Source organism: Providencia sneebia DSM 19967, assembly GCF_000314895.2.
GTDB classification, from domain to species: Bacteria; Pseudomonadota; Gammaproteobacteria; order Enterobacterales; family Enterobacteriaceae; genus Providencia; species Providencia sneebia.
The window spans coordinates 179798-205983 of record NZ_CM001773.1; the positions used below are offsets into that span (position 1 = coordinate 179798).

Below are 26186 nucleotides of genomic sequence, written 5' to 3' on the forward strand. Positions count from 1 at the left end.
CCTCTATTTTTTGTTTGTCGTTACTGTATTGCATCCTTACGCATACGACGTCTAACGCGTTTAATAAAGCGAGCAACTTTCCAAGCTCGTTTGATGCAATAACCATACATCCAAAATACAAGCAAAAACAGTGCCAACATCACCCATTCTGGAATAAATGTTAGTTTTTCTCCAATAATGCCAATACACGCCAAAATAGCAGCAGCAACGGTAATTAAAACAAACGCACCTCTTGGTGTAAAACCTGAACGCATCATCAAATGATGAATATGTTGTCTATCTGGTGAAAATGGACTCATTCCTTTACGAATACGGCGATACATAATGGCAACCATATCCATTAATGGAATCGCAATAATCCACAAAGCAGTCACTGGGTTAATAGGATGTACATTTTCTTGCGTTGATTGAACTAAGACCCAAATAATGGTGAAGCCAATTAATGTACTACCTGCATCCCCCATAAATACTTTAAAACGTCGCCCGAGTACGCCAAGATTTAATAGAATATAAGGAAGGATAGCTGCAATAAAAGAAAAACACCAAAATGCCAGTGCATAATTGCCGCCTTGATACAATAAGAAGCCTAAAGCGCCAAAAGATACACAGGACAACCCCCCCAATAAACCATCAATACCATCAACCATATTAAATGCATTGATAGCAGCCCATACCGCAAATAATGTAATAATATAACCAAATGGTCCAAGAGTTAATTCCCATGGCCCAAAAGCATGCCCTAATGACTCTAATTTTAATCCAGCAATAGTCATCATTGCGACAGCAACGATTGCTTGGACACCTGCACGAAGTTTAACACTAATATCAAAACGGTCATCTAGAGCACCGATAAAGACAAGTAAGCCAGCACAAGCTAGATACAACCATTTATGAGGGATATACTCTTCAGTAATAAAAAAAGCAAAACAGATGCCAAAATATACAGTTATCCCACCGACCAACGGGATCAATCCTACGTGTTTTTTCCTAAAATTAGGTTTATCCACTAAGCCAATTTTTATTGCCACGACTCGAGCGATAAAAATAAAGACTAACGCGAATAAAAAAACATAAAAAAGACTAGCAATAAATTGTGCGGTATCCACGAGTCAACTCTCTTATTTTTTTATCTAACCTAAAACTAAAATTTTGGAACTCATCTTCATGCATTACAATAACTGACGTATTATCATCCTAACAATAATAACTACTATAAGATGAATCTTTAATAACAATATTCAAACTGGGATGAACCCGTCATCAGAGTATCATTTTTATGTATTCACTGATCCAATTTACCTTAGTGACATAAATGATGCTCAATAAAAGCAATATATATGCCAAAAACAATATGAATGCCGTAAACTCCGCAATTCCATATAATTATAATGTCAGGTGTTTATTAAATAGATTTTATCAATAAATCCAAAAATTATTATACTAATGAGAATATTGCAAAGGCAACACCACAAATACGAGTATCAATTTTGCTCATGTTGATATACTTATTAATATAATATTGACACAACAAGTCCTAATTCTCCTTTTTGTTGAAGTAAAAATCCAATACAAAATTGTTATTTTTCTTAATCACCCTAAAACGATTGTGATAAACAATACAGCCTTACTCTTCTCGGCTCTTCCCTACAAAATTAAAAGTTGGTATAACACAAGTTCATGCTAATTAATTTTAATAGCCATACAAAATTTGCAAGCATACAATGCTTTTAACTTTTACATTCAGATTTAAAAAATAAAAACGATTATCTTTTAACTTATATAAAATTATTAATAATTTTATATTTTGTATAATAACTCTTCGATAAAACTCAAAAGCGTATCAATCATTACTCGATATCCGTTATCTATTTTCTAACCAAGCATTTTTGTAAAGATATTGTTAATTGATAAATATGCTCTAATTAATTTTACATACCATTTTAAAAATATTGTTTTAATGTAAGCGGTTAATGAACCACACATACTAAACAAACTCGTCATTTGCCATAGTAGCTTTTTCATTGGAGGGACTATGGAACAACAAAGTAAACGAGAATACTGGGCTGCAATTCTAGAGCAGCAACGACAAAGTAATTTAGGCATTAAGCAGTTTTGCTCGGAGCAAAACATAAGCTATCAGACTTTTCACTATTGGTCGAAAAAGCTCACGCAATCCGAGCCTGAAACCAGGGTTCAACCTATCGTGGTGACAGAGCCTACCGTGAGCACAAGTTGTGTTGTGTTAATTCTCAATAATGGCATTCGAGCAGAACTGCCGGCAACGCTTAGCTCGCAACAAATTAAGACTTGGTTTGAAGCGCTACAATGATACCAACAGGTAAGGTTTTCCTCATCTCTGGAGTCACGGACATGCGTAAGTCCATTAATGGACTATCGTTGATTGTCGCGGAGACTCTTGAGATGGATCCGTTTAGTGAGTCTTGGTTCATTTTCTGCAATCGTACCCGAGATAAATTGAAAATCTTGTTTTGGGATACTAATGGCTTCTGGCTGTACTATCGTCGCTTAGAAAAAGGGACCTTCAAGTGGCCAAGACCCAGTGAGGACGGAGCCATTCATATTACTAAGCAACAACTGGGTTGGCTTCTTTCGGGGTTAACGCTCGAACATGCCAAAGCTCATCGTCCACTTCATAATCTAGAAGTGTGACCGCTGATACTGATCGTCACGTTGGGCTTGAACGATCCTTTTTTGCTGTCATACTTAAGTCATTGAGATGACCAGAGCCCAGACATGACCGACCTCCCTGATGATATCGACCAGCTAAAAGCTATGCTGCTTGAGCTTCACCAACAGAACGAAGCAAAAGATAAACTCCTTGCGGCAAAGCAAGAGGAGGTTGCCGAGCTCAAAACCAAAATTGAGTTGTTGATTGAACAGCTCAATTTAAGTAAGTCAAAGCGCTTCTCATCACAAAGTGAAAAAATACCCAAAGGTACGTTTAACGAAGCGGAGCAACAAAAGAGTACGGCTAAATCCGACGACGACAAGAAAAAAACAGGCCGTAAGCCTTTTCCAAAAGAGCTCGAGCGTGAAGTTCATAAACATGAACTCAATGCCCCTTATTGCGACTGCTGCGACGAGCCTTTACATCAATGTGGTGTTGAAACTTCTGAAGAGCTGAAAATCATCCCACAGAAGGTTAGTGTTATACGTCACGAGCGAACCAAGTACGCTTGCCGGCAGTGTGAAAAAACACAGACTGAAACAAAGATTATCACAGCCCCAAAACCCGCAAGTATGATCCCTAAAAGCCTAGGGAGTGCAGATGCATTCGCCGCTGTAGTCACAGCAAAATACGTTGATGCTCTGCCACTCTATCGCCAAGTGGATATTCTCAATCGCTCTGGTATAGATATTAGCCGCGCTACACTGGCCAACTGGTGCGTTCAGTTAGGAAGCAAAGTGCAAGTCATTATTGATGCAATGAAAAGTGAGTTATTGAAAGAAAAGCTCATCTGCGCGGACGAAACCACTGTTCAAGTATTACGTGAAGAAGATAAGAAAGCACAATCTAAGTCATATATGTGGGTCTATCGTAGCGGTGAGTTCGTCAATAACCCAGTGGTTATCTACGACTATCAAGCCAGCCGCAGAGCAGAGTGCGTACAAGACTTTTTAGGTGGTTACTCTGGTTACTTGCTATCGGATGGCTACAGTGCATACGACAAACTTGAGGACGTGACTCAAGCTGCTTGCATGGCGCATGTACGCAGAAAGTTTACTGATGCTCAAAAAGCTTCACCATCAAAAAAAGCGGGCAAGCCAGAAAAAGCACTGAACTTTATTAGCAAACTATACGGTCTTGAAAAGAAAGCCAAAGGGCTTGACGCAAAATCTCGACACCAACTACGACAAGAAGAAGCCAAACCTATTTTAGATGAGTTCAAGCAATGGCTTGACAGTCAAAACGTTCTCCCTAAAGGATTACTTGGCAAAGCCATCACTTATACGCAAAACCAGTGGCCTAAGCTGCTTACCTACCTTGAAGACGGCGATATAAGTATCGACAACAATGTGACCGAACGAGATATAAGGCCGTTCACGACAGGTCGCAAAAATTGGATGTTCTCAACTTCGGTAGGCGGAGCAAAGGCGAGTGCAAACTTGTATAGCCTCGTGATGACTTGCCGCGCTAATGACATGAACCCTTATTATTACTTCCAACACCTGTTTACCGAGTTACCAAAACGAAGTCCGAAAGATGATGTGTCGGATCTCATGCCATGGAACGTAGAAATCAGTGAGGTTGAGTAAAGCTTTACTGGTTCATTAAGCGCTTACGTTTTAATGAAGACATTTGTTCTTTTATCTATTTTTTAAACTTCACATAATAAAAAATCCTAACCCAAAAAATGAGTTAGGATTTAATAAAATATATTCAGCATCATTATAAATGATACTGAATTATACTAATGAAGTATTATGCTCTTTTCATAAAATCAAAGAACTCTTCATTCGTTTTTGTCATCGCTAATTTACTGATAAGGAATTCCATCGCATCAATCTCTCCCATAGGATGAATGATTTTACGTAGGATCCACATTTTCTGTAATTCTTCTTGTGACGTCAGTAACTCTTCTTTACGCGTACCTGAACGGTTGTAATCAATAGCAGGGAATACACGTTTTTCTGCAATCTTACGAGACAGATGTAATTCCATGTTACCCGTTCCTTTAAACTCTTCGTAGATAACTTCGTCCATTTTTGAACCTGTATCAACAAGAGCAGTCGCAATGATAGTTAAACTACCACCTTCTTCAACATTACGCGCAGCACCGAAGAAACGCTTAGGACGGTGTAATGCGTTTGCATCAACCCCCCCAGTCAGTACTTTACCTGATGAAGGAACAACGGTGTTATAAGCACGCGCTAAACGAGTGATTGAATCCAGCAAAATAATAACATCTTTTTTATGCTCAACAAGACGTTTTGCTTTTTCAATAACCATTTCAGCAACTTGAACGTGACGTGCAGCAGGTTCATCAAAAGTCGAAGCAATAACTTCGCCTTTAACCAAACGCTGCATTTCTGTGACTTCTTCTGGACGCTCATCAATGAGCAATACCATCAGAACGCAATCTGGATAATTATGGGCAATATTGGCCGCGATATTTTGCAGCAACATTGTTTTACCCGCTTTCGGAGGAGCAACAATCAGACCACGTTGTCCACGACCAATTGGTGCCGCCAAATCTAATACACGCGCAGTTAAATCTTCAGTTGAACCATTACCACGCTCCATACGAAGACGATTATTAGCATGTAGTGGGGTTAAGTTTTCAAACAGAATTTTACTGCGGGCATTTTCAGGTTTATCAAAGTTAACTTCATTAACTTTTAATAATGCAAAATAACGTTCACCTTCTTTAGGAGGACGGATTTTTCCTGAAATGGTGTCACCGGTACGGAGGTTAAAGCGGCGGATTTGGCTGGGAGAAACGTAGATATCATCGGGACCTGCGAGGTAAGAACTGTCTGCTGAACGGAGGAAACCAAATCCATCCTGCAATATTTCCAGTACTCCATCGCCGAAAATATCTTCTCCACTTTTAGCATGCTGCTTCAAAATTGAGAAAATAATATCCTGCTTTCTCATACGGGCTAAGTTCTCTAGCCCCATGTTTTCGCCTAACGTAATCAATTCTGATACTGGCGTATTTTTTAATTCGGTAAGATTCATAATGGTGGGTTCTTTAACTCGGGGTAATTCTTAGACTATCAACGTAAATTGAAGACAACTTCATATTATAATATATCAAGATATATAAAATATCAGTGCCCGTTTAACTTTATATACCCATAATATTTCAAGCTACCGTTGGCTGACCCCAAGTCACATATTCTCTATGTTCCCCGAGCTATCTTCTAGCCGCTTACATGTAACTCAAACCACTTGGGTAAACGCCCCGTTAATCGCTATGACTTATTTGTTACTACTCATTATATAAACAGAAAACGATAAGTTATATACGAACAACAATGCGTAAAATTTTTTTGCGCTCAATGACTGCTAAGGCTTTTCTAACATATCGCAACAACACGTTTAAACAATCAGCGGCTTATTATTAGAAATGAAAACAACATTAGCAATAGTTTTTTATCAATTTAAGGTAATGTTTACCTTAATACGACAAATACTCAATAAAGTAGCTTTAAACGACATAATCTTAGTAAGGAAACGGCGGTAAGCTAACAATCATATAGTTAAGTCTTAAATGTAATCGACGACTTAAATAATTTCTGAGTATAAATCCACAATTTAAAAGCACTAAAACACAAATTCAATACTAACAGAGCGCTTTCGTTAGATTAGAAAATTAAAGTGCCAATCTAGTTTGAACTACTGATAACTTAAGCTTATCTTTAACTGATACTATAAATACCAAGAATAGAATCATTGAAAACTAAAGGTACAACAACTGAATTGATAAAACAGACCACTAAGATAAGAGCAACAGATTACAACGTAATTCATACGAGTGCTATATGAGGATTTGTGATAACTTATCATGCTTGAGTAAGAACGTCTAGCGGTCTATCCCATAAAATATAGGCGTCGCTAGACGTTATTTATTACACTGTGATGATAAATTACAGATTTTCGTCTAAAAATTCTTTTAACTGAGTTTTAGATAACGCACCAACTTTAGTTGCAGCAACGCTACCATTTTTAAATAATAGTAGCGTTGGGATGCCACGGATCCCATATTTTGGCGCCGTTGCAGGATTATCATCAATATTCAGTTTTGCAATGGTTAGTTTGCCTGTATATTCATCAGAAATTTCATCAAGTATCGGTGCAATCATTTTACAAGGACCACACCATGGCGCCCAGAAATCAACAAGAACAGGTGAATTGGCATTTAGTACATCACTTGCAAAGCTCGCATCCGTTATATGAATAATTTTGCTCATCTTCTACTCCAAAGGGTCATCTTTTGTAGACTTAGTGTAACATTATTGGTAGCAGTATGCTTTCTTTCAAAAGATACAATTTCGTAAACCAACCGTTAACTGATATTCTACTATACTATGAGTAAAGCACACTTGACAGAAAAGAAGTTTTCCGACTTCGCCTTGCACCCAAAAGTCATTGAAGCATTGAATAAAAAAGGCTTCAATTTTTGCACGCCTATACAGGCGTCTACCTTGCCTTTCACTGTCGAAGGCAAAGATGTTGCGGGGCAAGCGCAAACAGGTACTGGTAAAACGTTAGCATTTTTAACGTCGACATTTCACTATTTATTAACTCACCCAGCAATTGAGGGTAAAAAAGTCAATCAACCTCGTGCGCTTATTATGGCTCCAACACGAGAATTGGCTGTACAAATCTACTCAGATGCTAAAGAACTGGCAGAGTATACCGGCTTAAAAATGGGTCTTGCTTATGGTGGCGATGGCTACGACGAGCAATTAAAGGTTCTACAAAACGGTGTCGATATTCTTATCGGTACAACGGGTCGTTTGATTGATTATGCAAAACAAGATTACATTGACTTAAGCGCAATTCAAGTTGTCGTGCTTGATGAAGCGGATCGTATGTATGATCTTGGATTTATTAAAGATATTCGTTGGCTTTTCCGCCGTATTCCTGCGGTCACAGAAAGGCTAAACCTGCTATTTTCAGCAACCCTTTCTTATCGTGTAAGAGAATTGGCTTTTGAGCAGATGAATAATCCTGAATATGTTGAAGTTGAACCATTGCAAAAAACAGGTCATCGCATTAAAGAAGAGCTATTTTATCCTTCAAACGAAGAGAAAATGCGCTTATTACAAACGCTACTGGAAGAAGAGTGGCCTGAGCGGTGTATTATTTTTGCCAACACCAAGCATCGTTGTGATGATATTTGGGCACACCTTGCTGCTGATGGGCACCGAGTTGGCTTATTAACAGGAGATGTGGCGCAGAAAAAACGTCTACGGATCTTAGAAGATTTCACTCAAGGTAATATTGATATTCTGGTTGCTACGGATGTCGCGGCTCGTGGTTTACATATCCCTTCCGTTACGCACGTCTTTAACTATGATTTACCTGATGATTGCGAAGATTATGTGCACCGTATCGGACGCACAGGGCGTGCTGGCGAAAGTGGTTTTTCAATCAGCCTTGCTTGTGAAGAATATTCATTAAATTTACCTGCAATTGAAGAATATATTCAACATTCAATTCCAGTAAGTAAATATAATAGTGAAGCGCTACTGGCCGATCTCCCAGCACCAAAACGTCGTCATCGTCCACGTCCTGGAGGCCCGCGTCGCAATTCAAATTCACCGCGTCGCCATAATGGCCCACGTAATAACCATAAACGCCCAAGCTAAGTGATAAAGATATGCTGAAATCATCTTCTCTCTATGCTGCAATTGATTTAGGCTCTAACAGTTTTCATATGTTAGTCGTGCGTGAAATTGCAGGTAGCATTCAGATAATTTCTAGGATTAAACGCAAAGTACGTTTGGCTGCTGGTCTTGATAGCAACAACATGTTATCCGAGCAAGCAATGGAAAGAGGTTGGCAATGTCTGCGCCTTTTTTCAGAGCATTTACAAGATATTCCTTCATCGCAAATTCGAGTTGTTGCCACTGCAACATTACGGTTAGCTAAAAATGCGGATATTTTTGTTGAAAAAGCCAATCAAATTCTAGGGAATACTGTAAAAATCATTCAGGGAGAAGAAGAAGCACGTCTTATTTATCAAGGTGTTGCTCATACCACAGGTGGCCCAGAACAACGTTTAGTTGTTGACATCGGCGGCGGTAGCACCGAACTTGTTACAGGCAATGGCGCAAAAGCACAACAACTTTTCAGCCTTGAAATGGGTTGTGTTACTTGGCTTGAACGCTATTTCAATGACCGCTCACTGACTGAAGAAAATTTTGCCCAAGCGCAAGCAGCTGCACATGCCGTTATCGCCCCCGTCGCTGACACATTAAAAGCGCATGGTTGGAAAATTTGCGTTGGCGCATCAGGAACGGTTCAAGCAATCCAAGAAATTATGATTGCACAAGGCATGGATGAGTTAATCACTCTCAACAAACTCCAGCAACTCAAACATAAAGCAATTCAATGTAATAAGCTTGAAGAGCTTGAAATTGATGGCTTAACATTTGAAAGAGCGCTGGTTTTCCCAAGTGGATTAGCCATTCTTATTGCCATTTTCGAAGCACTTGAAATTGAGAATATGACTTTAGCCGGTGGAGCACTGCGTGAAGGGTTAGTCTACGGCATGTTAGAATTGCCTATTGAGCAAGATATTCGCGCCCGCACATTGCGAAATATTCAAAGACGTTTTCAAGTTGATATTGAACAAGCCGCCCGAGTGCGTCAATTGGCTGAATATTTTTTCTTACAAGTATCAAAAGATTGGGAACTGGATTTACGCTGTCGTGATTTATTATCAAGTGCTTGCGCGTTACATGAAATTGGTCTAAGTATTGATTTTCGCAAAGGCCCAGAACACGCAAGCTACCTTATCACCAACCTTGATTTACCGGGCTTTACGCCTGCACAAAAACGGTTACTTGCAGCGTTGCTAAGAAACCAACAAGGCCCGATAGATTTAACCACTCTCAATCAACAAAATGCATTACCTATGCAGCAGGCTTATGCATTGTGTCGGCTCTTACGTTTAGCCATTATTTTTGCTAGCCGCCGCCGTGATGATACCCTTCCTGCTCTAAGACTCAATGCAAAAGCCCTTATCCTCAGCATTACATTGCCTCATCAATGGCTTACTGAGCATCCTTTACGGGCTGAAAATTTACAACAAGAAGTTCAGTGGCAAGGCTATGTTAATTGGCCGCTTGAACTTGAAGAACGTAATAGTTCAAATAGCTAATCTTCGCCTCATACGGCTCTGTTTATCTAAGCCGTATGAGGCGAAATTCTCCTACCACTAGCTTTTTTTATTTAATCCTAAACGCGCTTTAATATCCGCCAATGCAGACTGCCCTTTTTGCATGCGCTCTTCTGCGCTAACCACTTTACGCTGTTGTTCCCACACCAAGTCATCTTGAGGTAATTCCATCAAAAAACGGCTTAATTCAGGCCGGATCAATTCCCCATATTGGCGGCGTTCACGGCAATGGGAAAAAAAGAGCTCTCGCTGCGCTCGAGTAATGCCCACATAAGCTAATCGGCGCTCTTCTTCTATATTATCTTCATCAATACTGCTCTGGTGAGGCAACAATCCTTCTTCCATTCCGACGAGAAAAACATACGGAAACTCTAACCCTTTGGAAGCATGTAGCGTCATTAATTGTACTTGGTCTGAATCTTCATCATCTTCTCCGCGCTCCATCATGTCTCGCAATGTAAAACGGGTGACCACTTGGCTAAGTGACATAGGTTCATTCAAGTCATCTCCTTCAACCATTTCACTCATCCAAGAAAACAGTTGATTGACATTTTTCATGCGCATTTCAGCCGCTTTAGCACTTGCAGATGTTTCATAAAGCCAGCTTTCATAATCCATTTCACGTAATAGATCACGCACAGCCAATAAAGGTTCGCGCTCAGATTGCTGCACAATTTTGTCTATCCAATGAGTAAAATGCTGAAGTGCAGCTAGCCCTTTACCTGTTAAAGTTTGCTCTAAGCCAAAATCAAAGCTCGCCTGATAAAGGCTTTTCCCCCGTTGATTTGCCCAATCACCTAGTTTCTGAATTGTTTTAGGACCGATTTCTCTGCGCGGCGTATTCACTATTCGCAAAAATGCACTATCATCTTCAGGATTGGTGATCACTCGTAAATAAGCCAATAAGTCCTTGATTTCAGGTCTGGAGAAAAAGGAAGTCCCCCCTGAAATACGATAAGGAATACGGTTTTGGATCAACATTTTTTCAAAAATGCGTGATTGATGATTGCCGCGATATAAAATGGCGTAATCTTTATATTGTGTTTTATTGATAAAATGGTGAGCAATTAACTCACCAATCACTTTTTCCGCTTCGTGATCTTCATTATTTGCCGTTAAAACTTTCAACGGCGCACCTTGTCCCAATTCCGAAAATAACTTTTTCTCAAATACATGAGGATTATTTTCAATCAAGATATTAGCAGCTTTCAATATGCGCTCTGATGAGCGGTAATTTTGCTCTAATTTGATGACTTGAAGATGAGGAAAATCTTGGCTAAGTAATACTAAATTTTGTGGGCGAGCACCACGCCAAGAATAAATTGATTGGTCATCATCCCCAACAACCGTAAAACGAGCACGTCGGCCAACGAGTAATTTAACCAATTGGTATTGGCTAGTATTGGTATCTTGATATTCATCCACCAGCAAATAGCGGATCTTGTTCTGCCAACGTTCTCTCACTTCTTCATTGTGATATAAAAGTTGGGTTGGTTTACTAATAAGATCATCAAAATCAAGGACATTACAGCTTTTTAAATGTAATTCATACCGACGATAACATTCAGCAAAATGATGTTCTTTTTCGCCTCTGGCTTGCCCAATCACCTGTTCAGGTGATAACAGATCATTTTTCCAATTGGAGATCGCCGTGATCAACTGCTGTAAGAGATCTTTATCTTCTTCAAGTAGATCAAATGTCAGCTCTTTTAATAATGCCATTTGGTCTTGATCATCAAACAAAGAGAAATTCGCTTTGATCCCTAACGCTTTATATTCACGCTTAATAATTTCCAATCCCAATGTATGGAAGGTGGAAATGATAAGACCCCGAGCTTCTTTTCGGCCTAAAGTATGCGCAACACGCTCTTTCATCTCTCTTGCGGCTTTATTGGTAAATGTTACCGCAGCAATTTGCCTTGGCTGATAACCACATTGACGAATCAAATAAGCAATTTTATTGGTAATAACGCGCGTTTTACCTGAGCCTGCCCCCGCTAAGACAAGGCAAGGACCTTCCACAAATTCAACAGCTTGTTGCTGGCTTGGATTTAATCGCATGGTTTCTCTAAATAAGGTGATTTGCAAAAAGACATATTGATGAGGATTGTAGCAGAAAGCAGGCTGTGCATAAAAAGAAGTCAGCTGTCAGTCATGATTTAAAATTTGCTTAAGCTTAACATAATCTGTAATTAATGAGTTCCCAGCACGCATTCACAAAGCTAGATATAATAAAAAACCGCACTCCCCAAAGAAGAGTACGGTTTATTTTATTCAACTGATTTTGTAGGCTTGATTATCCTACTTGAATGCGTTTCATATCAGTCATATATCCGCGTAAAGTTTTACCAATGACTTCAATTGGATGGTTACGAATCGCTTCATTGACATCACGCAACTGTGCATTATCTGTACCATTGTCAGCTACTGGTTTTGCCAAATCGCCCGCTTGGATTTTGCTCATGAAATCTTTCAGCATAGGTACAACCGCAAATGAGAACAGATAGTTACCGTATTCTGCTGTATCTGAAATAACAACGTTCATTTCATACAGACGTTTACGCGCAATGGTATTAGCAATCAATGGCAATTCATGCAGTGACTCATAATAGGCAGATTCTTCCAGAATACCAGCTTCCAACATGGTTTCAAATGCCAATTCAACACCCGCTTTAACCATAGCGACTAGCAATACGCCATGATCAAAATATTCTTGCTCTGCGATTTTATCCGCATATTCAGGATAATTCTCAAATGGCGTTTTACCCGTTTCTTCACGCCAAGTCAGCAGATTTTTATCATTATTTGCCCAGTCAGCCATCATGGTTGCTGAAAACTCACCAGAAATAATGTCATCCATATGTTTTTGGAACAGAGGAGCCATAATTGTCTTCAGTTCTTCAGATAATGCATAAGCACGCAGTTTCGCTGGGTTAGACAAGCGATCCATCATCAACGTGATACCGCCTTGTTTCAGCGCTTCTGTGATAGTTTCCCATCCAAACTGAATTAATTTTCCTGCATATCCAGGTTCAACACCGTCGGCAACCATTTTGTCATAGCAAAGCAGTGCGCCAGCTTGCAACATACCACAAAGGATAGTTTGTTCACCCATTAAGTCAGACTTAACTTCTGCAACAAATGAAGACTCAAGAACACCTGCGCGATGACCGCCAGTCGCTGCTGCCCATGCTTTCGCAATGGCCATACCTTCGCCTTTTGGATCATTTTCAGGGTGAACAGCAATTAAGGTTGGAACACCAAAGCCACGTTTGTATTCTTCGCGAACTTCCGTTCCTGGGCATTTTGGCGCAACCATCACAACTGTAATATCTTTACGGATTTCTTCACCAACTTCGACAATGTTAAAACCATGAGAATAACCCAGTGCTGCACCTTGTTTCATCAGTGGCTGAACAGCGCGAACAACGGCTGAATGCTGTTTGTCCGGCGTTAAGTTAATCACTAAATCTGCTTCTGGGATCAGCTCTTCATAAGTGCCAACTTTGAAACCATTTTCAGTTGCTTTGCGCCATGATGCACGTTTTTGTTCAATAGCTTCTGGGCGTAACGCATAAGCAATATCTAAACCTGAATCACGCATGTTCAGACCTTGGTTTAGACCTTGTGCACCACAACCGACGATGACGATTTTTTTACCTTTCAGGTATCCAGCTTCATCCGCAAATTCTTCGCGATTCATGAAACGGCACTTGCCTAATTGATCCAACTGCTGACGCAGATTCAATGTATTAAAATAATTCGCCATTGTCTTACCCCATTGTTCTGTTGTGTTCGTTATTTCAGGTCCTGTATTGGCCTGTCGCTATTATTAGCGTTTATGGTTTTACTATATGCGATGATTTGCATTGCTTAAATTGATATATTAACAATACAATGTTGCAAATAATGCAATATTGTTTTTTTCTTGCCACTGAGATTTCAAATGGATATTCGTGATTTAAAATTGTTCTTACATTTAGCCGAAAGTTGCCACTTTGGCCGAACCTCAAAGGCCATGTATGTCAGCCCTTCCACTTTATCAAGACAAATACAACGCCTTGAAGAACAACTCGGCCATCCCTTATTTATTCGGGATAACCGCTCTGTAAAACTCACTCAAGCAGGTGAACATGTTAAACAATTTGCCCAGCAAACCCTTTTACAATATCAACAGCTCCAGCATGTGCTAAATCAACAAAGCCCATCACTCTCGGGAGAATTACGACTTTTTTGCTCAGTAACCGCAGCCTATAGTCATTTACCACAAATTTTAGATAAGTTCCGAGCGCTACATCCACTCGTTGAAATTAAATTAACCACCGGTGATGCCGCAGATGCTGTCGATAAAATTGAAACACAAGAAGCTGATCTTGGCATTGCAGGAAAACCCGAGCGACTGCCTGATAATGTCCAATTCACCAAAATTGGTGAAATTCCCTTAGCCTTAATCGCCCCAGCTTTACCTTGTGCTGTGCGCTCAATGGCAACTGATGAACAACCAGACTGGGCAACTATCCCTTTTATCCTGCCTGAACACGGCCCATCAAGAAAACGCATAGAATTATGGTTTCGCCGACATCACATTAATAACCCAGTTATTTATGCCACCGTTTCAGGGCATGAAGCTATTGTCTCAATGGTGGCGCTTGGCTGCGGAATTGCACTTATTCCAAGCGTAGTTGTTGATAACAGCCCCGAACCTGTACGTAGCCGTATCTTACAATTAGACAATATTTCGTTAGTTGAACCCTTTGAGCTAGGCGTTTGCCTACTAAGCAAACGCCTAAATGAACCATTGATTAAAGCGTTTTGGCAATTATTACCAGAAAACTCAATCTAATGTCTGTTGGCTATTTTGTGGCGCTAGGAAAAAACGAAATGATGGATTCCCTGTTTCATCATGATATTCATAACCTAGCGCATCAAGATGTCTATCAAACCGCACTTCTGGACCTGATAGCTCAAAAGCCGCCAGTACGCGCCCATAATCAGTACCATGGCTACGATAATGAAATAGCGTGATATTCCAATGTGTTCCTAATGTTTCTAAGAACCGTAACAATGCACCCGGTGATTCAGGAAATTCAAAGCTGTAAAGGCGTTCATCCAATGGCTTCGATGGGCGTCCACCAATCATATAACGGACGTGCAATTTTGCCATCTCATCATCAGAAAGATCAGCGACCTCATAGCCGTTTTGTTGCAGATCTTGAATGATCTCAAGTCGCTCAGCTTCACCACTTAACCTTACCCCGACAAAAATACACGCGCGTTCAGGATCTGCATCTGTATAGCGATAATTAAATTCGGTAATAGCACGGTGTCCTAATAGCTGACAAAAACGTAAGAAACTGCCTTTTTGTTCAGGGATTGTGACAGCAAGAAGTGCTTCACGTTTTTCACCAATTTCACATCGCTCAGACACATAGCGCAATCCATGAAAATTCATGTTTGCGCCAGATAAAATATGCGCTAAGCGTTCACCTTTAATATTATGTTGCTGAACATATTTTTTTAGCCCTGCAAGAGCTAAAGCCCCTGATGGCTCAGCAATAGCACGCACATCTTCAAAGATATCTTTTAGTGCGGCACAAATCGCATCACTATCAACGGTGATCACATCATCTACATATTGCTGGCAAAGACGGAAAGTTTCATCTCCAATGCGTTTAACAGCCACACCTTCAGCAAATAACCCAACACGCGGTAAATCTACTGGGTGTCCCGCATCTAATGCCGCCTTTAAGCAAGCTGCGTCTTCCGCTTCAACACCAATAATTTTAATTTCAGGCATCAACTGTTTGATTAAAACTGCAACACCCGCAATCAAACCGCCGCCGCCAACTGGAATAAATATTCGATCTAGATGAGCATCTTGCTGTAATAATTCGAGTGCAATTGTTGCTTGCCCCGCAATAACCGAAGGATGATCAAATGGTGGCACAAAGGTGTAACCTTCTTTTTCTGCCATTTCAATCGCTTTTGCTTTGGCTTCATCAAAATTAGCACCATACAAAATAGCTTCACCACCAAAGTTACGAACCGCATCAACTTTGATATCTGCGGTTGCAACAGGCATCACTATTTTGGCTTTAATACCCACTCGATTTGCCGATAAAGCAACACCTTGCGCATGATTTCCTGCTGAAGCGGTTACAACACCTTTTGCTTTTTGTTCCGCCGTTAAGCCGACAATCATTGCGTAAGCGCCACGTAACTTAAAGCTATGAACAGGCTGTCTATCTTCACGTTTTACTAAAATCGTGTTGCCTACTCTTGCTGAAAGTTTATCCATTTTTKGTAACGGTGTTACTTGAGCGACTTCATAAACGGGCGCACTCAAAGCCGCTTTTAAATAATCAGACCCTGAAGGTGCCGAAGGTAGAGGTTTTGCAGCAGCCACAATCAACCTCCAAGCTTAGATTTATCACGCACAGCACCTTTATCTGCGCTTGTCGCAAGAGAAGCATAAGCACGGAGAGCAAATGAGACTTCACGCTGGCGATTACGTGGAGTGTATGCTTTTTCACCACGAGCAAGTTCTGCATCACGGCGCTGATTCAGTTCATTGTCATCAACATCTAGCTTTATCGTTCGCTTAGGAATATCAATATCAATGATATCTCCATCATGAACTAAGGCTATTAAGCCACCACTTGCTGCTTCTGGCGAAATATGACCAATCGACAGCCCTGAACTTCCTCCAGAAAAACGACCATCTGTAATCAGCGCGCAACTCTTACCTAAACCCATCGATTTTAGGTATGAGGTCGGATATAACATTTCTTGCATACCTGGGCCACCTTTTGGTCCCTCGTAGCGAATAACAACAACATCACCTTCAACAACTTTCCCACCAAGAATGGCTTCAACTGCATCATCTTGGCTTTCAAAAACTTTAGCAGGACCACGGAAAACGAGACTTCCTTCATCAACACCCGCTGTTTTTACAATACAACCATCTTCTGCAATATTCCCTGCCAAGACAGCTAAACCACCATCTAAACTATAAGCATGCTCAATATTCCGGATACAGCCATTTTCTCTGTCAGTATCAAGCGATGGCCAACGACAATTTTGTGAGAAAGCTTGAGTAGTACGAATTCCCGCAGGTCCCGCAGAAAACATTGATTTAACCTTCTCATCTTTTGTCAGCATGACATCATACTGCTCAAGAGTCTGTTGAAAGGTGAGTCCTAAAATATTGGTGACATTTTCTCGCAGTAACCCTGCACGGCTCAGCTCACCTAAAATACCAATTACACCACCAGCACGGTGGACATCTTCCATATGATATTTTTGTGTACTCGGTGCAACTTTGCATAAATGGGGAACTTGACGAGACAGGCGGTCAATATCTTCCATTGTGAAATCAACTTCAGCTTCTTGCGCTGCCGCTAGCAAATGCAAAACAGTATTGGTCGATCCACCCATAGCAATATCTAATATCATTGCATTTTCAAATGCTGCTTTATTGGCAATATTGCGTGGCAATGCGCTTTCATCATCTTGCTCGTAGTAACGTTTTGTTAATTCAACAATGCGCTTTCCAGCATTAAGAAATAAATTTTTGCGATCAGCATGCGTTGCCAATAAAGAACCATTCCCCGGTTGAGATAATCCAAGCGCTTCCGTTAAACAGTTCATTGAGTTAGCGGTAAACATACCCGAACAAGAGCCACACGTTGGGCAAGCTGAACGTTCGATTTGCTCACTATCGGCATCACTCACATTAGGATTAGCACCTTGGATCATGGCATCAACCAAGTCTAATTTGATTATTTGATCAGAAAGTTTGGTTTTTCCCGCTTCCATCGGGCCACCAGAAACAAAAATCACGGGAATATTGAGGCGCAGTGATGCCATTAACATGCCTGGAGTGATCTTATCGCAGTTAGAAATACACACCATTGCATCCGCACAGTGAGCATTAACCATATACTCGACAGAATCAGCAATCAGCTCTCTTGATGGCAATGAGTAGAGCATTCCACCATGCCCCATTGCAATACCATCATCAACCGCAATGGTATTGAACTCTTTTGCTATGCCACCGGAAGCTTCAATTTGCTCTGCAACCAGTTTACCAAGATCACGCAAATGAACATGCCCCGGTACAAATTGAGTAAATGAGTTCACAACTGCAATAATTGGCTTGCCAAAATCAGCATCTGTCACTCCTGTTGCACGCCACAATGCGCGGGCTCCTGCCATATTACGACCATGAGTTGTCGTTGCTGAACGGTACTTAGGCATATCTTTACTCCCGTGTTTTAAAACAGGCGGGGAACGACCGCCTGTAAATGTGTTTATTATTCGTTATTGAGGGTTAACTGGATCTAACCAGCCCCATTTATCTTCTGTCGTTCCATCAAACAGACCAAAGAATGCTTGCTGGATTTTTTTCGTCACAGGGCCACAGCGGCCGATACCAATTTGAATACCATCAACGCTACGCACTGGTGTAATTTCTGCCGCAGTTCCTGTCATAAAGACTTCATCTGCAAGATAGAGGGATTCGCGTGATAGTGTTTGCTCACGTACTTCAAGACCAAGATCTTTTGCTAAAGTTAAAATAGCATCACGAGTGATCCCTGGAAGCGCAGAAGAGGTAAATGGTGGCGTGAACAAAATGCCGTCTTTAACTTCAAAGATATTCTCACCCGCACCTTCAGATAAATAACCATGAACATCCAAAGCAATCCCTTCTTGGTAACCATGGCGGCGCGCTTCACTCCCCACAAGTAAAGAAGAGAGATAATTGCCGCCCGCTTTTGCACCTGTTGGAATTGTATTTGCTGCAACACGATTCCAAGATGACACCATGGCATCAATACCTTGGTCTAAAGCTTCCTCACCCAAATAAGCACCCCAAGGGAATGCTGCCATGATGACATCAGTAGTATAACCATCCGGTGGATTCACCCCCATGCCAACATCACCGATAAAGACCAGTGGACGAATGTAAGCACTAACTAAGTTATTTTTACGTAGCGTTTCACGGCAAGCTTCCATCAGTTCATCAACGCTATAGCTGACAGGCATGCGGTAAATTTTTGCGGAATCACGCAGGCGTTGCATATGCTCACGGTGGCGAAATACAACAGGGCCTTTGTGAGAATCATAACAACGGACGCCTTCAAATACAGAAGTTCCATAATGCAGCGCGTGCGACATTACGTGAACTTTTGCATCTGCCCATGGCGTCATTTCACCGTTAAACCAAATAAAGTCAGCTTTCTTAGTCATTTTATCTATTTCCTTACATTGCACTCTGAGTGCGTAATAGTCGTGATTCTTGTTCTCGTATTTCAACTTCTGAAACATCCGATAATTTTGTTAACTGCGCATAAAGCTGAGTTAACGGGCGCTGGCTGTTTACAGTCATTTCAATATTAACATTATCACCATCTGGCATATGATCCATAGTCATTGAGCTGATTTGGAATCCACGATGGCGAGTGACGCGTAATATACGCTCTAAAACCTCTGGACGGAAACGAGCCAATATTGCGAGTTGATGTTGCATCATAACGGTTTCTCCATCATTTTTTCATTACTAGCCCCTGGTGGAACCAATGGCCAGACATTTTCTAATTCATTTATTGAGACCTGTAATAAATAAGCACCTTCACTATTGAAGAATTCATCCAGCGCCGCATCGACTTCTGACTTTGTTGTGATCCTGCGCCCTGGAATATCAAAAGCGCTCGCCAATGCGACAAAGTCAGGATTATCAGTCAAGATTGTTTCACTATAGCGTTGCTCAAAAAATAGCTCTTGCCATTGGCGAACCATACCTAACCGTTGGTTATCTAATAACAAAATTTTAACGGGTAATTTTTTACGTTTGATAGTGCCGAGTTCTTGTACATTCATCATGAAAGAACCGTCACCCGAAACACAAATAACCGTATCATTAGGGCGAGCAACTTGAGCACCAATTGCAGCAGGAATACCAAAACCCATGGTGCCTAAACCACTTGAAGTAATAAAATTTTCGGGTGCTTTGATCCCTAAATGTTGTGCTGACCACATTTGATGTTGCCCAACATCCGTTGTAATAACTGTATTGGTATTCATGCGATCTGAGAGTTGTTTCAACAGCAGTGGTGCATAAATTGCCTCACCTGGATGATCATATCGCCAGCCAAATTCATTTTTTAAATTCTGAACTTCTTGCAGCCATGGTGTGATTGATTTTTTCATCATCAATTCAGGTAATAATGCTTTTGCATCGCCCCATAAAGCTACATGTGTTTGTCGTAATTTATCCAGTTCTACATGGTCAATATCGATATGAATGACCTTTGCATTTGGTGCAAAAGTATTCAATTTACCCGTAACTCTGTCATCAAATCGCGCACCGACTGCCAATAATAAATCGCAGCGTTGCACTGCAAAGTTAGCGGCTTTTGTGCCGTGCATGCCCAGCATCCCAAGATAACCACTCTCAGAAGGAGAAACCGCACCTAACCCTTTTAATGTCACAACAGAAGGAATGCCTGTGTAAGCAATAAACTCTCTTAACTGCGATACGGCTCCAGACATTCCGACACCGCCACCAATATATAACATCGGTTTTTCTGATTGCGCCAAGAGTGCCCGAGCTTGATTAATTTCATCAAACTGTATAGGTAAATCTTGTTCTACAGGCATGAGAAATGGTGATAGTTCCGCTTGTTGTAGCTGAATATCTTTCGGAATATCAATCAGTACAGGTCCTGGTCGACCGCTATTTGCGATTGCGAAAGCTTCAGCAACAATGCGAGGTAAATCGTCAATAGATTCAACTAAAAAACTATGTTTGGTGCAGGCAAGAGACAGCCCTAATACATCAATTTCTTGAAAAGCATCCGTACCAATAAAATCAGAACTTACTTGGCCGGTGATAGCAACAACAGGAACTGAATCCAATAATGCATCCGCTAAGCCTGTAATTAAATTTGTTGCGCCAGGCCCAGATGTTGCAATACAAACCCCTGTCTTCAATGTTGAGCGAGCATAGCCGATTGCCGCGATAACAGCACCTTGCTCATGGCGGCAAAGCAAATGTTCAACACCACCATCATACAATGCATCATAAACTGGCATAATCGCACCGCCAGGATAGCCAAAAACGGTATCTACACCTTGCGTTCGTAATGCTTGTACTAACCACTGTGCCCCATTCATAACTCGCTCCTATCTTCCCGTCTGATTTATTTTTATTTATTGTGTTTTGTGATGTTGAGAAATTGAGTGCCAAAAAAAACCCCGCGCCTTTCGGTGCGGGGTTCTCGTGAGATCTGGCTACTATTTTAGCCTTCGTCGTCCAAGTGCAGCCCCACACGGTGGGATAATAATCACCACCACGCTAATAATAATTAGGCTAATCACTCGGAGGAATGCGTTCATGTGTTTTGTCTTTTCAACTTTATTCGTTATCGTTATTAAAGAGGTACCATTTTAATTTAATTTTGACAACTTTTATTTTATATTTTTTTATGAACTTAAATGAATTTCATTAAGAATCATATCATTACAAAGATATTAGAGTAAATAACTGGTTTATTAAGATAAAAATAGTAAATATCTTTAATAAATAAATAATTATTGGCTCAATATTCCAATATAAAAAATCATCTCAGTTAAGAAAATCCTCAACTTATAAATAAATAATTTTTAATATTAATCGTAATACTAAAAATTATTCCCATTAAAATAATTTATTGATTTTAATGTATTTTGCGAGCACTTTCGCAAAAAAATGTCATCGAATTATCTCTATAAATATTATCTTCAAACCCCGTCACACATTTAAATCACAAGGTTGAAGTCATCATCTTATCAACAGAATATTACTCTGTTTATTTTAATGAGGAAGATTATGGCATTAGCTATCGTATTCACAAGAGCATCTATCGGAATTAGTGCTCCACTTGTCAGTGTCGAGGCTCATATCAGCAAAGGACTGCCAAGTTTAACACTCGTCGGATTACCCGAAACAGCAGTTAAAGAATCAAGAGACAGAGTTCGTAGCGCTTTACTCAATAGTGGTTTTGACTACCCTACAAAAAAAATGACGATTAACTTAGCACCAGCAGACCTGCCAAAGGAAGGAGGCCGCTATGATCTCGCTATTGCGATTGCCATCCTTGCGGCTTCAGGACAAATTCCAAACAAATTATTGGGTCAATTTGAATTTCTTGGTGAACTCGCGCTATCAGGTGAAATACGTCATGTTACTGGCGCAATACCCGCAGCTCAAGCAGCATTGAAAGAAACAAGACAGCTTATTCTTTCTGCCCAAAATCAACATGAATTGAATCTATTACCTGATGATAGCGTTAAATTTAGTCAATCTTTATTAGAAATTAGCCATTTTCTACATGAAAAAATAACGCTTTTATCTAATCTACATCCGACTGAAATCCCAGAACCACCAAATATTGAAGGAAATATCAGTGATATTATTGGTCAAGAACAAGGTAAAAGAGCACTTGAAATTTGTGCAAGTGGAGGACATAACTTACTGTTATTAGGGCCGCCAGGAACAGGTAAAACAATGCTTGCTAGTCGGCTTATCACTTTGTTGCCCTCACTCACTTCCCAAGAGGCTCTCGAGGTTGCTTCACTACATAGTTTATGCAATAACAACCCTCAAGAATATTACTGGCCATCTAGGCCGTTTAGAGCACCACATCATTGTGCATCAATGGCAGCACTAGTTGGCGGCGGCAGTTTACCAAAACCTGGGGAGATATCGCTTTCACATAATGGCATTCTATTTCTTGATGAGCTGCCAGAATTTAGTCGCTCTGTACTAGATGCATTAAGAGAACCATTAGAATCAAAACAGATCATTATTTCTAGGGCAAAAGCTAAGGTCTGTTTTCCGGCAAATTTTCAGCTTATTGCGGCATTAAACCCAAGCCCAACAGGTCACTATCAAGGGGAAAATAGCCGCTGTTCACCCACTAAAATTCTTCGTTACCTTGCTCGAATTTCAGGGCCCTTTCTTGATAGATTTGATTTATCGATTGAAATACCACTTCTTCCATTCGGCACATTAAGTCACCAACAGCACCAAAGTGAAACAAGTGAACAAATACGCGCCCGCGTCGTGCTAGCAAGAGAAAAGCAAATAGATAGAATAGGTAAACTAAATTGCCAATTATCGCCAAAAGAAACCACAAGATTATGCCAACTCAGCACAAAAGATGCTCTTTTTTTAGAACATGCTCTTAATAAACTTGGGTTATCTATTCGTGCTTGGCATCGCATATTGAGAGTGGCAAGAACAATCGCAGATCTTAATGAATCGATTAATATTGAAAAAAGACATTTATTGGAGGCATTGGGATACCGAGCAATGGATAAGCTATTGCTTCATTTGCAAAAACAAGTAAGCTAAATTACGAAAAGGTAAAACAGTAAACTGTAGATAAAAAATAAGGAGCTAAAGCCCCTTATTAAATATATTGATGATATTAATCATCTGTATCTGTATAGTCTTCTGACGGATCAATCTGTGGTTTACCGCCAGATAAAGTATGAAAGCGTTTCGGACGGTTTATACGATTAGAATATTTAACCCATACTTTTTCTTCAGGAGTTACAGGTTCTCTCTCGCCACGACAAACAGCAACAAACAGTTCTTCGATATCTGTTTGCGGTGTACGTTTGCCAGAATCAAGTTCGTTAAATGCTTGACCATGACGTTCGAGCAATTGAGCTTCCTTGATGGTGAAATCACCATGACGAGAAAAGCCACGTGGGTAATGTTTATTATCAAAAAAACGATTAGTCGTGATGAAGCTTTCAGCCATCTGACACACTCCTAAACTTATTGCTATCAACTCGTTATGGCGCGGAGTATTAGACAGCATTGACAATCTGTAAAACAAAACATTTAAATCATCACGACAAAAAATATTGGAGATGTATGTGGATACCGAGTTATTGAAAACTTTTTTGGAGGTCAGTAGAACCAGACACTTTGGCCGAGCCGCGGAATCGCTCTATTTGACACAATCTGCTGTGAGCTTTCGGATCAGGCAATTAGAAACACAACTAGGTACAAATCTATTTACTCGACACCGTAATAATATCAGGCTAACAGCAGCCGGAGAGCGATTGGTTCCCTATGCTGAATCATTGATGAATACTTGGCTACAAGCTAAAAAAGAAATTTCACATGCTTCACAACATACTGAACTATCAATTGGCGCTACAGCTTCGCTCTGGGAAGGATATTTGACAGATTGGATGCAAACGCTCTATGAACAACATGATGAGCTGCGCTTAGAAGCGAGGATATCAACGCGCCAATCTCTTGTTAAACAACTTCATTCCCGAGAATTAGATCTGTTAATCGCAACAGAGCCGCCAAAAATGGATGAATTTGAAAGCACCGTGATTGGTACAATTGAATTACGATTAATGGCGTCACAAAAAAATGTAGCGCTGACTAAATACAATTATATCAAGCTTGAATGGGGAGCTGATTTTCAGCCAACAAATGAACCCGCTTTAACTTTAGATGATTCACCCGTCATGATAACGACATCGGCGCATATTGCCCGTCAATTACTTCCTGTATCGCTTTCTGCTGCGTTTTTACCATCACATTGGAATGAATGTTACACTGGACTAAAAATACTCTCAGAAGCATCAATAAAAAAACCACTCTATGCAATCTGGCTACAAAAAAATGACCAACAAGTACTTATTAGCCAATTAATCAAAACACCAGTTCAAAATGCGCCTTTAGTAACTTCATCTTGATGATTTTTATTTTTAACCTACTAATTTGAATGGTTAAAAATATTCCAATAAAGATAATCACGATAGAATGGCTATCTCAATACATTATTACAGAGATAGCCAATAACAATAATTATTGTGTATTTTTCAAAAAATTTGGAACTCATACACTTACTTAGTGATGATAATCTTTTATTAAAATTAAATAATACTAAAACTTATTAAATAAAAATAAAATTAATCATATCTAGTTTAGATATTATATAAATAAATTATTATCGCAATTTATCTATAATATAATTTCATCACACACCTGTAACCATTTGTTTTATAAATATAAATTAATCCATTCAACTACTAAAAAATCATTAACAAAATAATAAACCCGTCTTAATCATAACAAATAAATAATATAACTATATTAAGTAAAAAAGTGATATTACTTGATACATTTCATCAATAATATATATAAAGTGTTGTATTAGAATTATGTAAATTAATAATACTTCACTAAAAACCATATGAGATTTTAAGGATTAAATCCCATATAATCAAATAAATAGAGATCTTATATATTCTAAAACCTTCCAATAAGCACTAATGATAAGATCTTTAAGCTCTTTTGGCCAAATAACTGGACTTGGCGATTAGATAAAGCGTGCTAAATTTTCTCTTCACTATCTCTGGTAGCTTAAAGCATTATTCTATATTTACATATACTTTATAAGACCACTTCGTCTTGCATTTTAAGGCAATGTTGTTCTTGATRACTTGATGACTTGATGAMTTGATGAYTWGATGACTTGATGACTTGATGACTTGATSACTTGATGACTTRATKACTTGATGWYTWGATGAMTTGATRACWWGATGACTTRATGACTTGATGACTTGATGACTTGATGACTTGATGACTTGATGACTTGATGACTTGATGACYWGAATRATTGAWRACTWGAACAACWATCAAYTAATACAARAWGAAARACCYGATTAAWATAACCGGGTTATCAATAAGATACTTCTTTTATTTTTACTTAATTGGTAACTGGCAGGGGCGGAGAGACTCGAACTCCCAACACCCGGTTTTGGAGACCGGTGCTCTACCAATTGAACTACGCCCCTAATTAAGTGGCGGAACGGACGGGACTCGAACCCGCGACCCCCTGCGTGACAGGCAGGTATTCTAACCAACTGAACTACCGCTCCACTCTATTCTTCGCCTTTCGGCTGCTTATCACATTGCAATAAGCCTTTAATTTAATGTCTGGCAGTTCCCTACTCTCACATGGGGAGACCCCACACTACCATCGGCGCTACGGCGTTTCACTGCTGAGTTCGGCATGGGGTCAGGTGGGACCACCGCGCTATTGCCGCCAGACAAATTCTGTGTGTTCCCGTTTAATCTCACTCTCGTGCACTAAACCAGAACATYAATCTCGAACAAGCTGCTGTGTTCTTCACCTCTCGGCTTCTCACGCTTMTTGAATCAACATAATCTCTCTAAAACACCTTCGGTGTTGTCAGGTTAAGCCTCACGGTTCATTAGTATTGGTT

At 40.0% G+C, this 26186-nt stretch carries 20 protein-coding genes, 2 tRNA genes and 1 rRNA gene; 8 read left to right on the forward strand and 15 right to left on the reverse strand.

All coding sequences use genetic code 11. From position 1 onward, the window contains the following. Nucleotides 1-20: 20 nt before the first annotated feature. The gene (wecA, locus tag OO7_RS00850; RefSeq protein WP_008914068.1) at nt 21-1106 is read right to left on the reverse strand and encodes a UDP-N-acetylglucosamine--undecaprenyl-phosphate N-acetylglucosaminephosphotransferase; all 1086 of its coding nucleotides are present in this window, start codon (nt 1104-1106) and stop codon (nt 21-23) included. A 926-nt stretch (nt 1107-2032) separates the two neighbouring features. Here wecA and tnpA point away from each other — a divergent pair. The 3 genes from tnpA (at nt 2033) to tnpC (ending at nt 4278) form a co-directional block, all read left to right on the forward strand. Then, nucleotides 2033-2329, forward strand: a complete 297-nt coding sequence (gene tnpA, locus OO7_RS17380; protein ID WP_008914069.1) for an IS66 family insertion sequence element accessory protein TnpA — start codon at nt 2033-2035, stop codon at nt 2327-2329. After that, nucleotides 2326-2670, forward strand: coding sequence for an IS66 family insertion sequence element accessory protein TnpB (gene tnpB, locus OO7_RS17385; protein WP_008914070.1), 345 nt, complete (start codon nt 2326-2328; stop codon nt 2668-2670). The genes tnpA and tnpB overlap by 4 nt, the downstream gene beginning before the upstream one ends. A gap of 84 nt (nt 2671-2754) precedes the next feature. Further along, nucleotides 2755-4278 (forward strand): IS66 family transposase, encoded by a 1524-nt coding sequence (gene tnpC, locus OO7_RS00865; protein WP_008914071.1) that lies wholly within the window; start codon nt 2755-2757, stop codon nt 4276-4278. 166 nt (nt 4279-4444) lie between these two features. On the opposite strand, the gene rho is transcribed toward tnpC, so the two are convergent. Beyond that, nucleotides 4445-5704: a transcription termination factor Rho gene (gene rho, locus OO7_RS00870; RefSeq protein ID WP_008914072.1), complete on the reverse strand. Its 1260-nt coding sequence runs from the start codon at nt 5702-5704 to the stop codon at nt 4445-4447. Nucleotides 5705-6615: 911 nt separating this feature from the next. Continuing rightward, complete coding sequence (gene trxA, locus OO7_RS00875; protein WP_008914073.1) at nt 6616-6939, reverse strand: thioredoxin TrxA; 324 nt, start codon at nt 6937-6939, stop codon at nt 6616-6618. A 117-nt stretch (nt 6940-7056) separates the two neighbouring features. Between trxA and rhlB the strand changes: the two genes are divergently transcribed. Together rhlB and gppA are read left to right on the forward strand one after the other, a co-directional pair. Continuing rightward, the gene (rhlB, locus tag OO7_RS00880; protein WP_008914074.1) at nt 7057-8343 is read left to right on the forward strand and encodes an ATP-dependent RNA helicase RhlB; all 1287 of its coding nucleotides are present in this window, start codon (nt 7057-7059) and stop codon (nt 8341-8343) included. A gap of 11 nt (nt 8344-8354) precedes the next feature. After that, nucleotides 8355-9860, forward strand: a complete 1506-nt coding sequence (gppA, locus tag OO7_RS00885; RefSeq protein WP_008914075.1) for a guanosine-5'-triphosphate,3'-diphosphate diphosphatase — start codon at nt 8355-8357, stop codon at nt 9858-9860. Nucleotides 9861-9917: 57 nt separating this feature from the next. Here gppA and rep read toward each other — a convergent pair whose 3' ends face one another. Together rep and ilvC are read right to left on the reverse strand one after the other, a co-directional pair. After that, nucleotides 9918-11939, reverse strand: a complete 2022-nt coding sequence (gene rep, locus OO7_RS00890; protein ID WP_008914076.1) for a DNA helicase Rep — start codon at nt 11937-11939, stop codon at nt 9918-9920. Between the two features lie 235 nt (nt 11940-12174). After that, the gene (ilvC, locus tag OO7_RS00895) at nt 12175-13647 is read right to left on the reverse strand and encodes a ketol-acid reductoisomerase (RefSeq protein ID WP_008914077.1); all 1473 of its coding nucleotides are present in this window, start codon (nt 13645-13647) and stop codon (nt 12175-12177) included. 177 nt (nt 13648-13824) lie between these two features. Between ilvC and ilvY the strand changes: the two genes are divergently transcribed. Beyond that, nucleotides 13825-14721, forward strand: a complete 897-nt coding sequence (gene ilvY, locus OO7_RS00900) for an HTH-type transcriptional activator IlvY (RefSeq protein WP_008914078.1) — start codon at nt 13825-13827, stop codon at nt 14719-14721. Here the strand turns inward: ilvY and ilvA are convergent. The 6 genes from ilvA to ilvL form a co-directional block, all read right to left on the reverse strand. Next, entirely contained in the window at nt 14713-16284 is a 1572-nt protein-coding gene (gene ilvA / locus OO7_RS00905) for a threonine ammonia-lyase, biosynthetic (RefSeq protein WP_008914079.1), read from the reverse strand. The two genes, ilvY and ilvA, sit on opposite strands and share 9 nt — an antisense overlap. Before the next feature lie 2 nt (nt 16285-16286). Beyond that, the gene (gene ilvD / locus OO7_RS00910) at nt 16287-18137 is read right to left on the reverse strand and encodes a dihydroxy-acid dehydratase (RefSeq protein WP_008914080.1); all 1851 of its coding nucleotides are present in this window, start codon (nt 18135-18137) and stop codon (nt 16287-16289) included. A 63-nt stretch (nt 18138-18200) separates the two neighbouring features. After that, nucleotides 18201-19130 carry a branched-chain amino acid transaminase gene (locus OO7_RS00915; RefSeq protein ID WP_008914081.1) on the reverse strand — a complete coding sequence of 310 codons (930 nt, stop codon included), beginning with the start codon at nt 19128-19130 and terminating at the stop codon, nt 18201-18203. 13 nt (nt 19131-19143) lie between these two features. Then, on the reverse strand, nt 19144-19413 hold the full coding sequence (ilvM, locus tag OO7_RS00920; RefSeq protein WP_008914082.1) for an acetolactate synthase 2 small subunit: 270 nt from the start codon (nt 19411-19413) through the stop codon (nt 19144-19146). Next, nucleotides 19410-21056 carry an acetolactate synthase 2 catalytic subunit gene (ilvG, locus tag OO7_RS00925; protein WP_008914083.1) on the reverse strand — a complete coding sequence of 549 codons (1647 nt, stop codon included), beginning with the start codon at nt 21054-21056 and terminating at the stop codon, nt 19410-19412. The genes ilvM and ilvG overlap by 4 nt, the downstream gene beginning before the upstream one ends. Before the next feature lie 120 nt (nt 21057-21176). Further along, a complete protein-coding gene (gene ilvL, locus OO7_RS16305) occupies nt 21177-21278 on the reverse strand; it encodes an ilv operon leader peptide (protein ID WP_071524169.1) in 102 nt (33 codons plus the stop codon). 472 nt (nt 21279-21750) lie between these two features. Here ilvL and OO7_RS00930 point away from each other — a divergent pair, with 472 nt between their 5' ends. Further along, entirely contained in the window at nt 21751-23277 is a 1527-nt protein-coding gene (locus OO7_RS00930; protein ID WP_008914084.1) for a YifB family Mg chelatase-like AAA ATPase, read from the forward strand. A 76-nt stretch (nt 23278-23353) separates the two neighbouring features. Here OO7_RS00930 and OO7_RS00935 read toward each other — a convergent pair whose 3' ends face one another. Next, the gene (locus OO7_RS00935; RefSeq protein WP_008914085.1) at nt 23354-23692 is read right to left on the reverse strand and encodes a MaoP family protein; all 339 of its coding nucleotides are present in this window, start codon (nt 23690-23692) and stop codon (nt 23354-23356) included. Nucleotides 23693-23804: 112 nt separating this feature from the next. On the opposite strand from OO7_RS00935, the gene hdfR reads away from it, so the two are divergent. After that, nucleotides 23805-24650 carry an HTH-type transcriptional regulator HdfR gene (hdfR, locus tag OO7_RS00940; protein WP_043892617.1) on the forward strand — a complete coding sequence of 282 codons (846 nt, stop codon included), beginning with the start codon at nt 23805-23807 and terminating at the stop codon, nt 24648-24650. Between the two features lie 1028 nt (nt 24651-25678). Here hdfR and OO7_RS00945 read toward each other — a convergent pair. The 3 genes from OO7_RS00945 to rrf form a co-directional block, all read right to left on the reverse strand. Further along, nucleotides 25679-25754 (reverse strand) — tRNA-Trp (locus OO7_RS00945). Between the two features lie 7 nt (nt 25755-25761). Further along, nucleotides 25762-25838: transfer RNA gene (locus OO7_RS00950), tRNA-Asp, on the reverse strand. 56 nt (nt 25839-25894) lie between these two features. Beyond that, a 5S ribosomal RNA gene (gene rrf / locus OO7_RS00955) occupies nt 25895-26010 on the reverse strand. Nucleotides 26011-26186: the final 176 nt, after the last annotated feature.

Excerpts from the sequence above, each read along its gene's own strand:
- tnpA (WP_008914069.1), top strand. The coding sequence starts at position 2,033 with ATGGAACAACAAAGTAAACGAGAATACTGGGCTGCAATTCTAGAGCAG.
- tnpB (WP_008914070.1), top strand. The coding sequence starts at position 2,326 with ATGATACCAACAGGTAAGGTTTTCCTCATCTCTGGAGTCACGGACATG.
- tnpC (WP_008914071.1), top strand. The coding sequence starts at position 2,755 with ATGACCGACCTCCCTGATGATATCGACCAGCTAAAAGCTATGCTGCTT.
- rho (WP_008914072.1), bottom strand. The coding sequence starts at position 5,704 with ATGAATCTTACCGAATTAAAAAATACGCCAGTATCAGAATTGATTACG.
- trxA (WP_008914073.1), bottom strand. The coding sequence starts at position 6,939 with ATGAGCAAAATTATTCATATAACGGATGCGAGCTTTGCAAGTGATGTA.
- rhlB (WP_008914074.1), top strand. The coding sequence starts at position 7,057 with ATGAGTAAAGCACACTTGACAGAAAAGAAGTTTTCCGACTTCGCCTTG.
- gppA (WP_008914075.1), top strand. The coding sequence starts at position 8,355 with ATGCTGAAATCATCTTCTCTCTATGCTGCAATTGATTTAGGCTCTAAC.
- rep (WP_008914076.1), bottom strand. The coding sequence starts at position 11,939 with ATGCGATTAAATCCAAGCCAGCAACAAGCTGTTGAATTTGTGGAAGGT.
- ilvC (WP_008914077.1), bottom strand. The coding sequence starts at position 13,647 with ATGGCGAATTATTTTAATACATTGAATCTGCGTCAGCAGTTGGATCAA.
- ilvY (WP_008914078.1), top strand. The coding sequence starts at position 13,825 with ATGGATATTCGTGATTTAAAATTGTTCTTACATTTAGCCGAAAGTTGC.
- ilvD (WP_008914080.1), bottom strand. The coding sequence starts at position 18,137 with ATGCCTAAGTACCGTTCAGCAACGACAACTCATGGTCGTAATATGGCA.
- OO7_RS00915 (WP_008914081.1), bottom strand. The coding sequence starts at position 19,130 with ATGACTAAGAAAGCTGACTTTATTTGGTTTAACGGTGAAATGACGCCA.
- ilvM (WP_008914082.1), bottom strand. The coding sequence starts at position 19,413 with ATGATGCAACATCAACTCGCAATATTGGCTCGTTTCCGTCCAGAGGTT.
- ilvG (WP_008914083.1), bottom strand. The coding sequence starts at position 21,056 with ATGAATGGGGCACAGTGGTTAGTACAAGCATTACGAACGCAAGGTGTA.
- ilvL (WP_071524169.1), bottom strand. The coding sequence starts at position 21,278 with ATGAACGCATTCCTCCGAGTGATTAGCCTAATTATTATTAGCGTGGTG.
- OO7_RS00930 (WP_008914084.1), top strand. The coding sequence starts at position 21,751 with ATGGCATTAGCTATCGTATTCACAAGAGCATCTATCGGAATTAGTGCT.
- OO7_RS00935 (WP_008914085.1), bottom strand. The coding sequence starts at position 23,692 with ATGGCTGAAAGCTTCATCACGACTAATCGTTTTTTTGATAATAAACAT.
- hdfR (WP_043892617.1), top strand. The coding sequence starts at position 23,805 with ATGTATGTGGATACCGAGTTATTGAAAACTTTTTTGGAGGTCAGTAGA.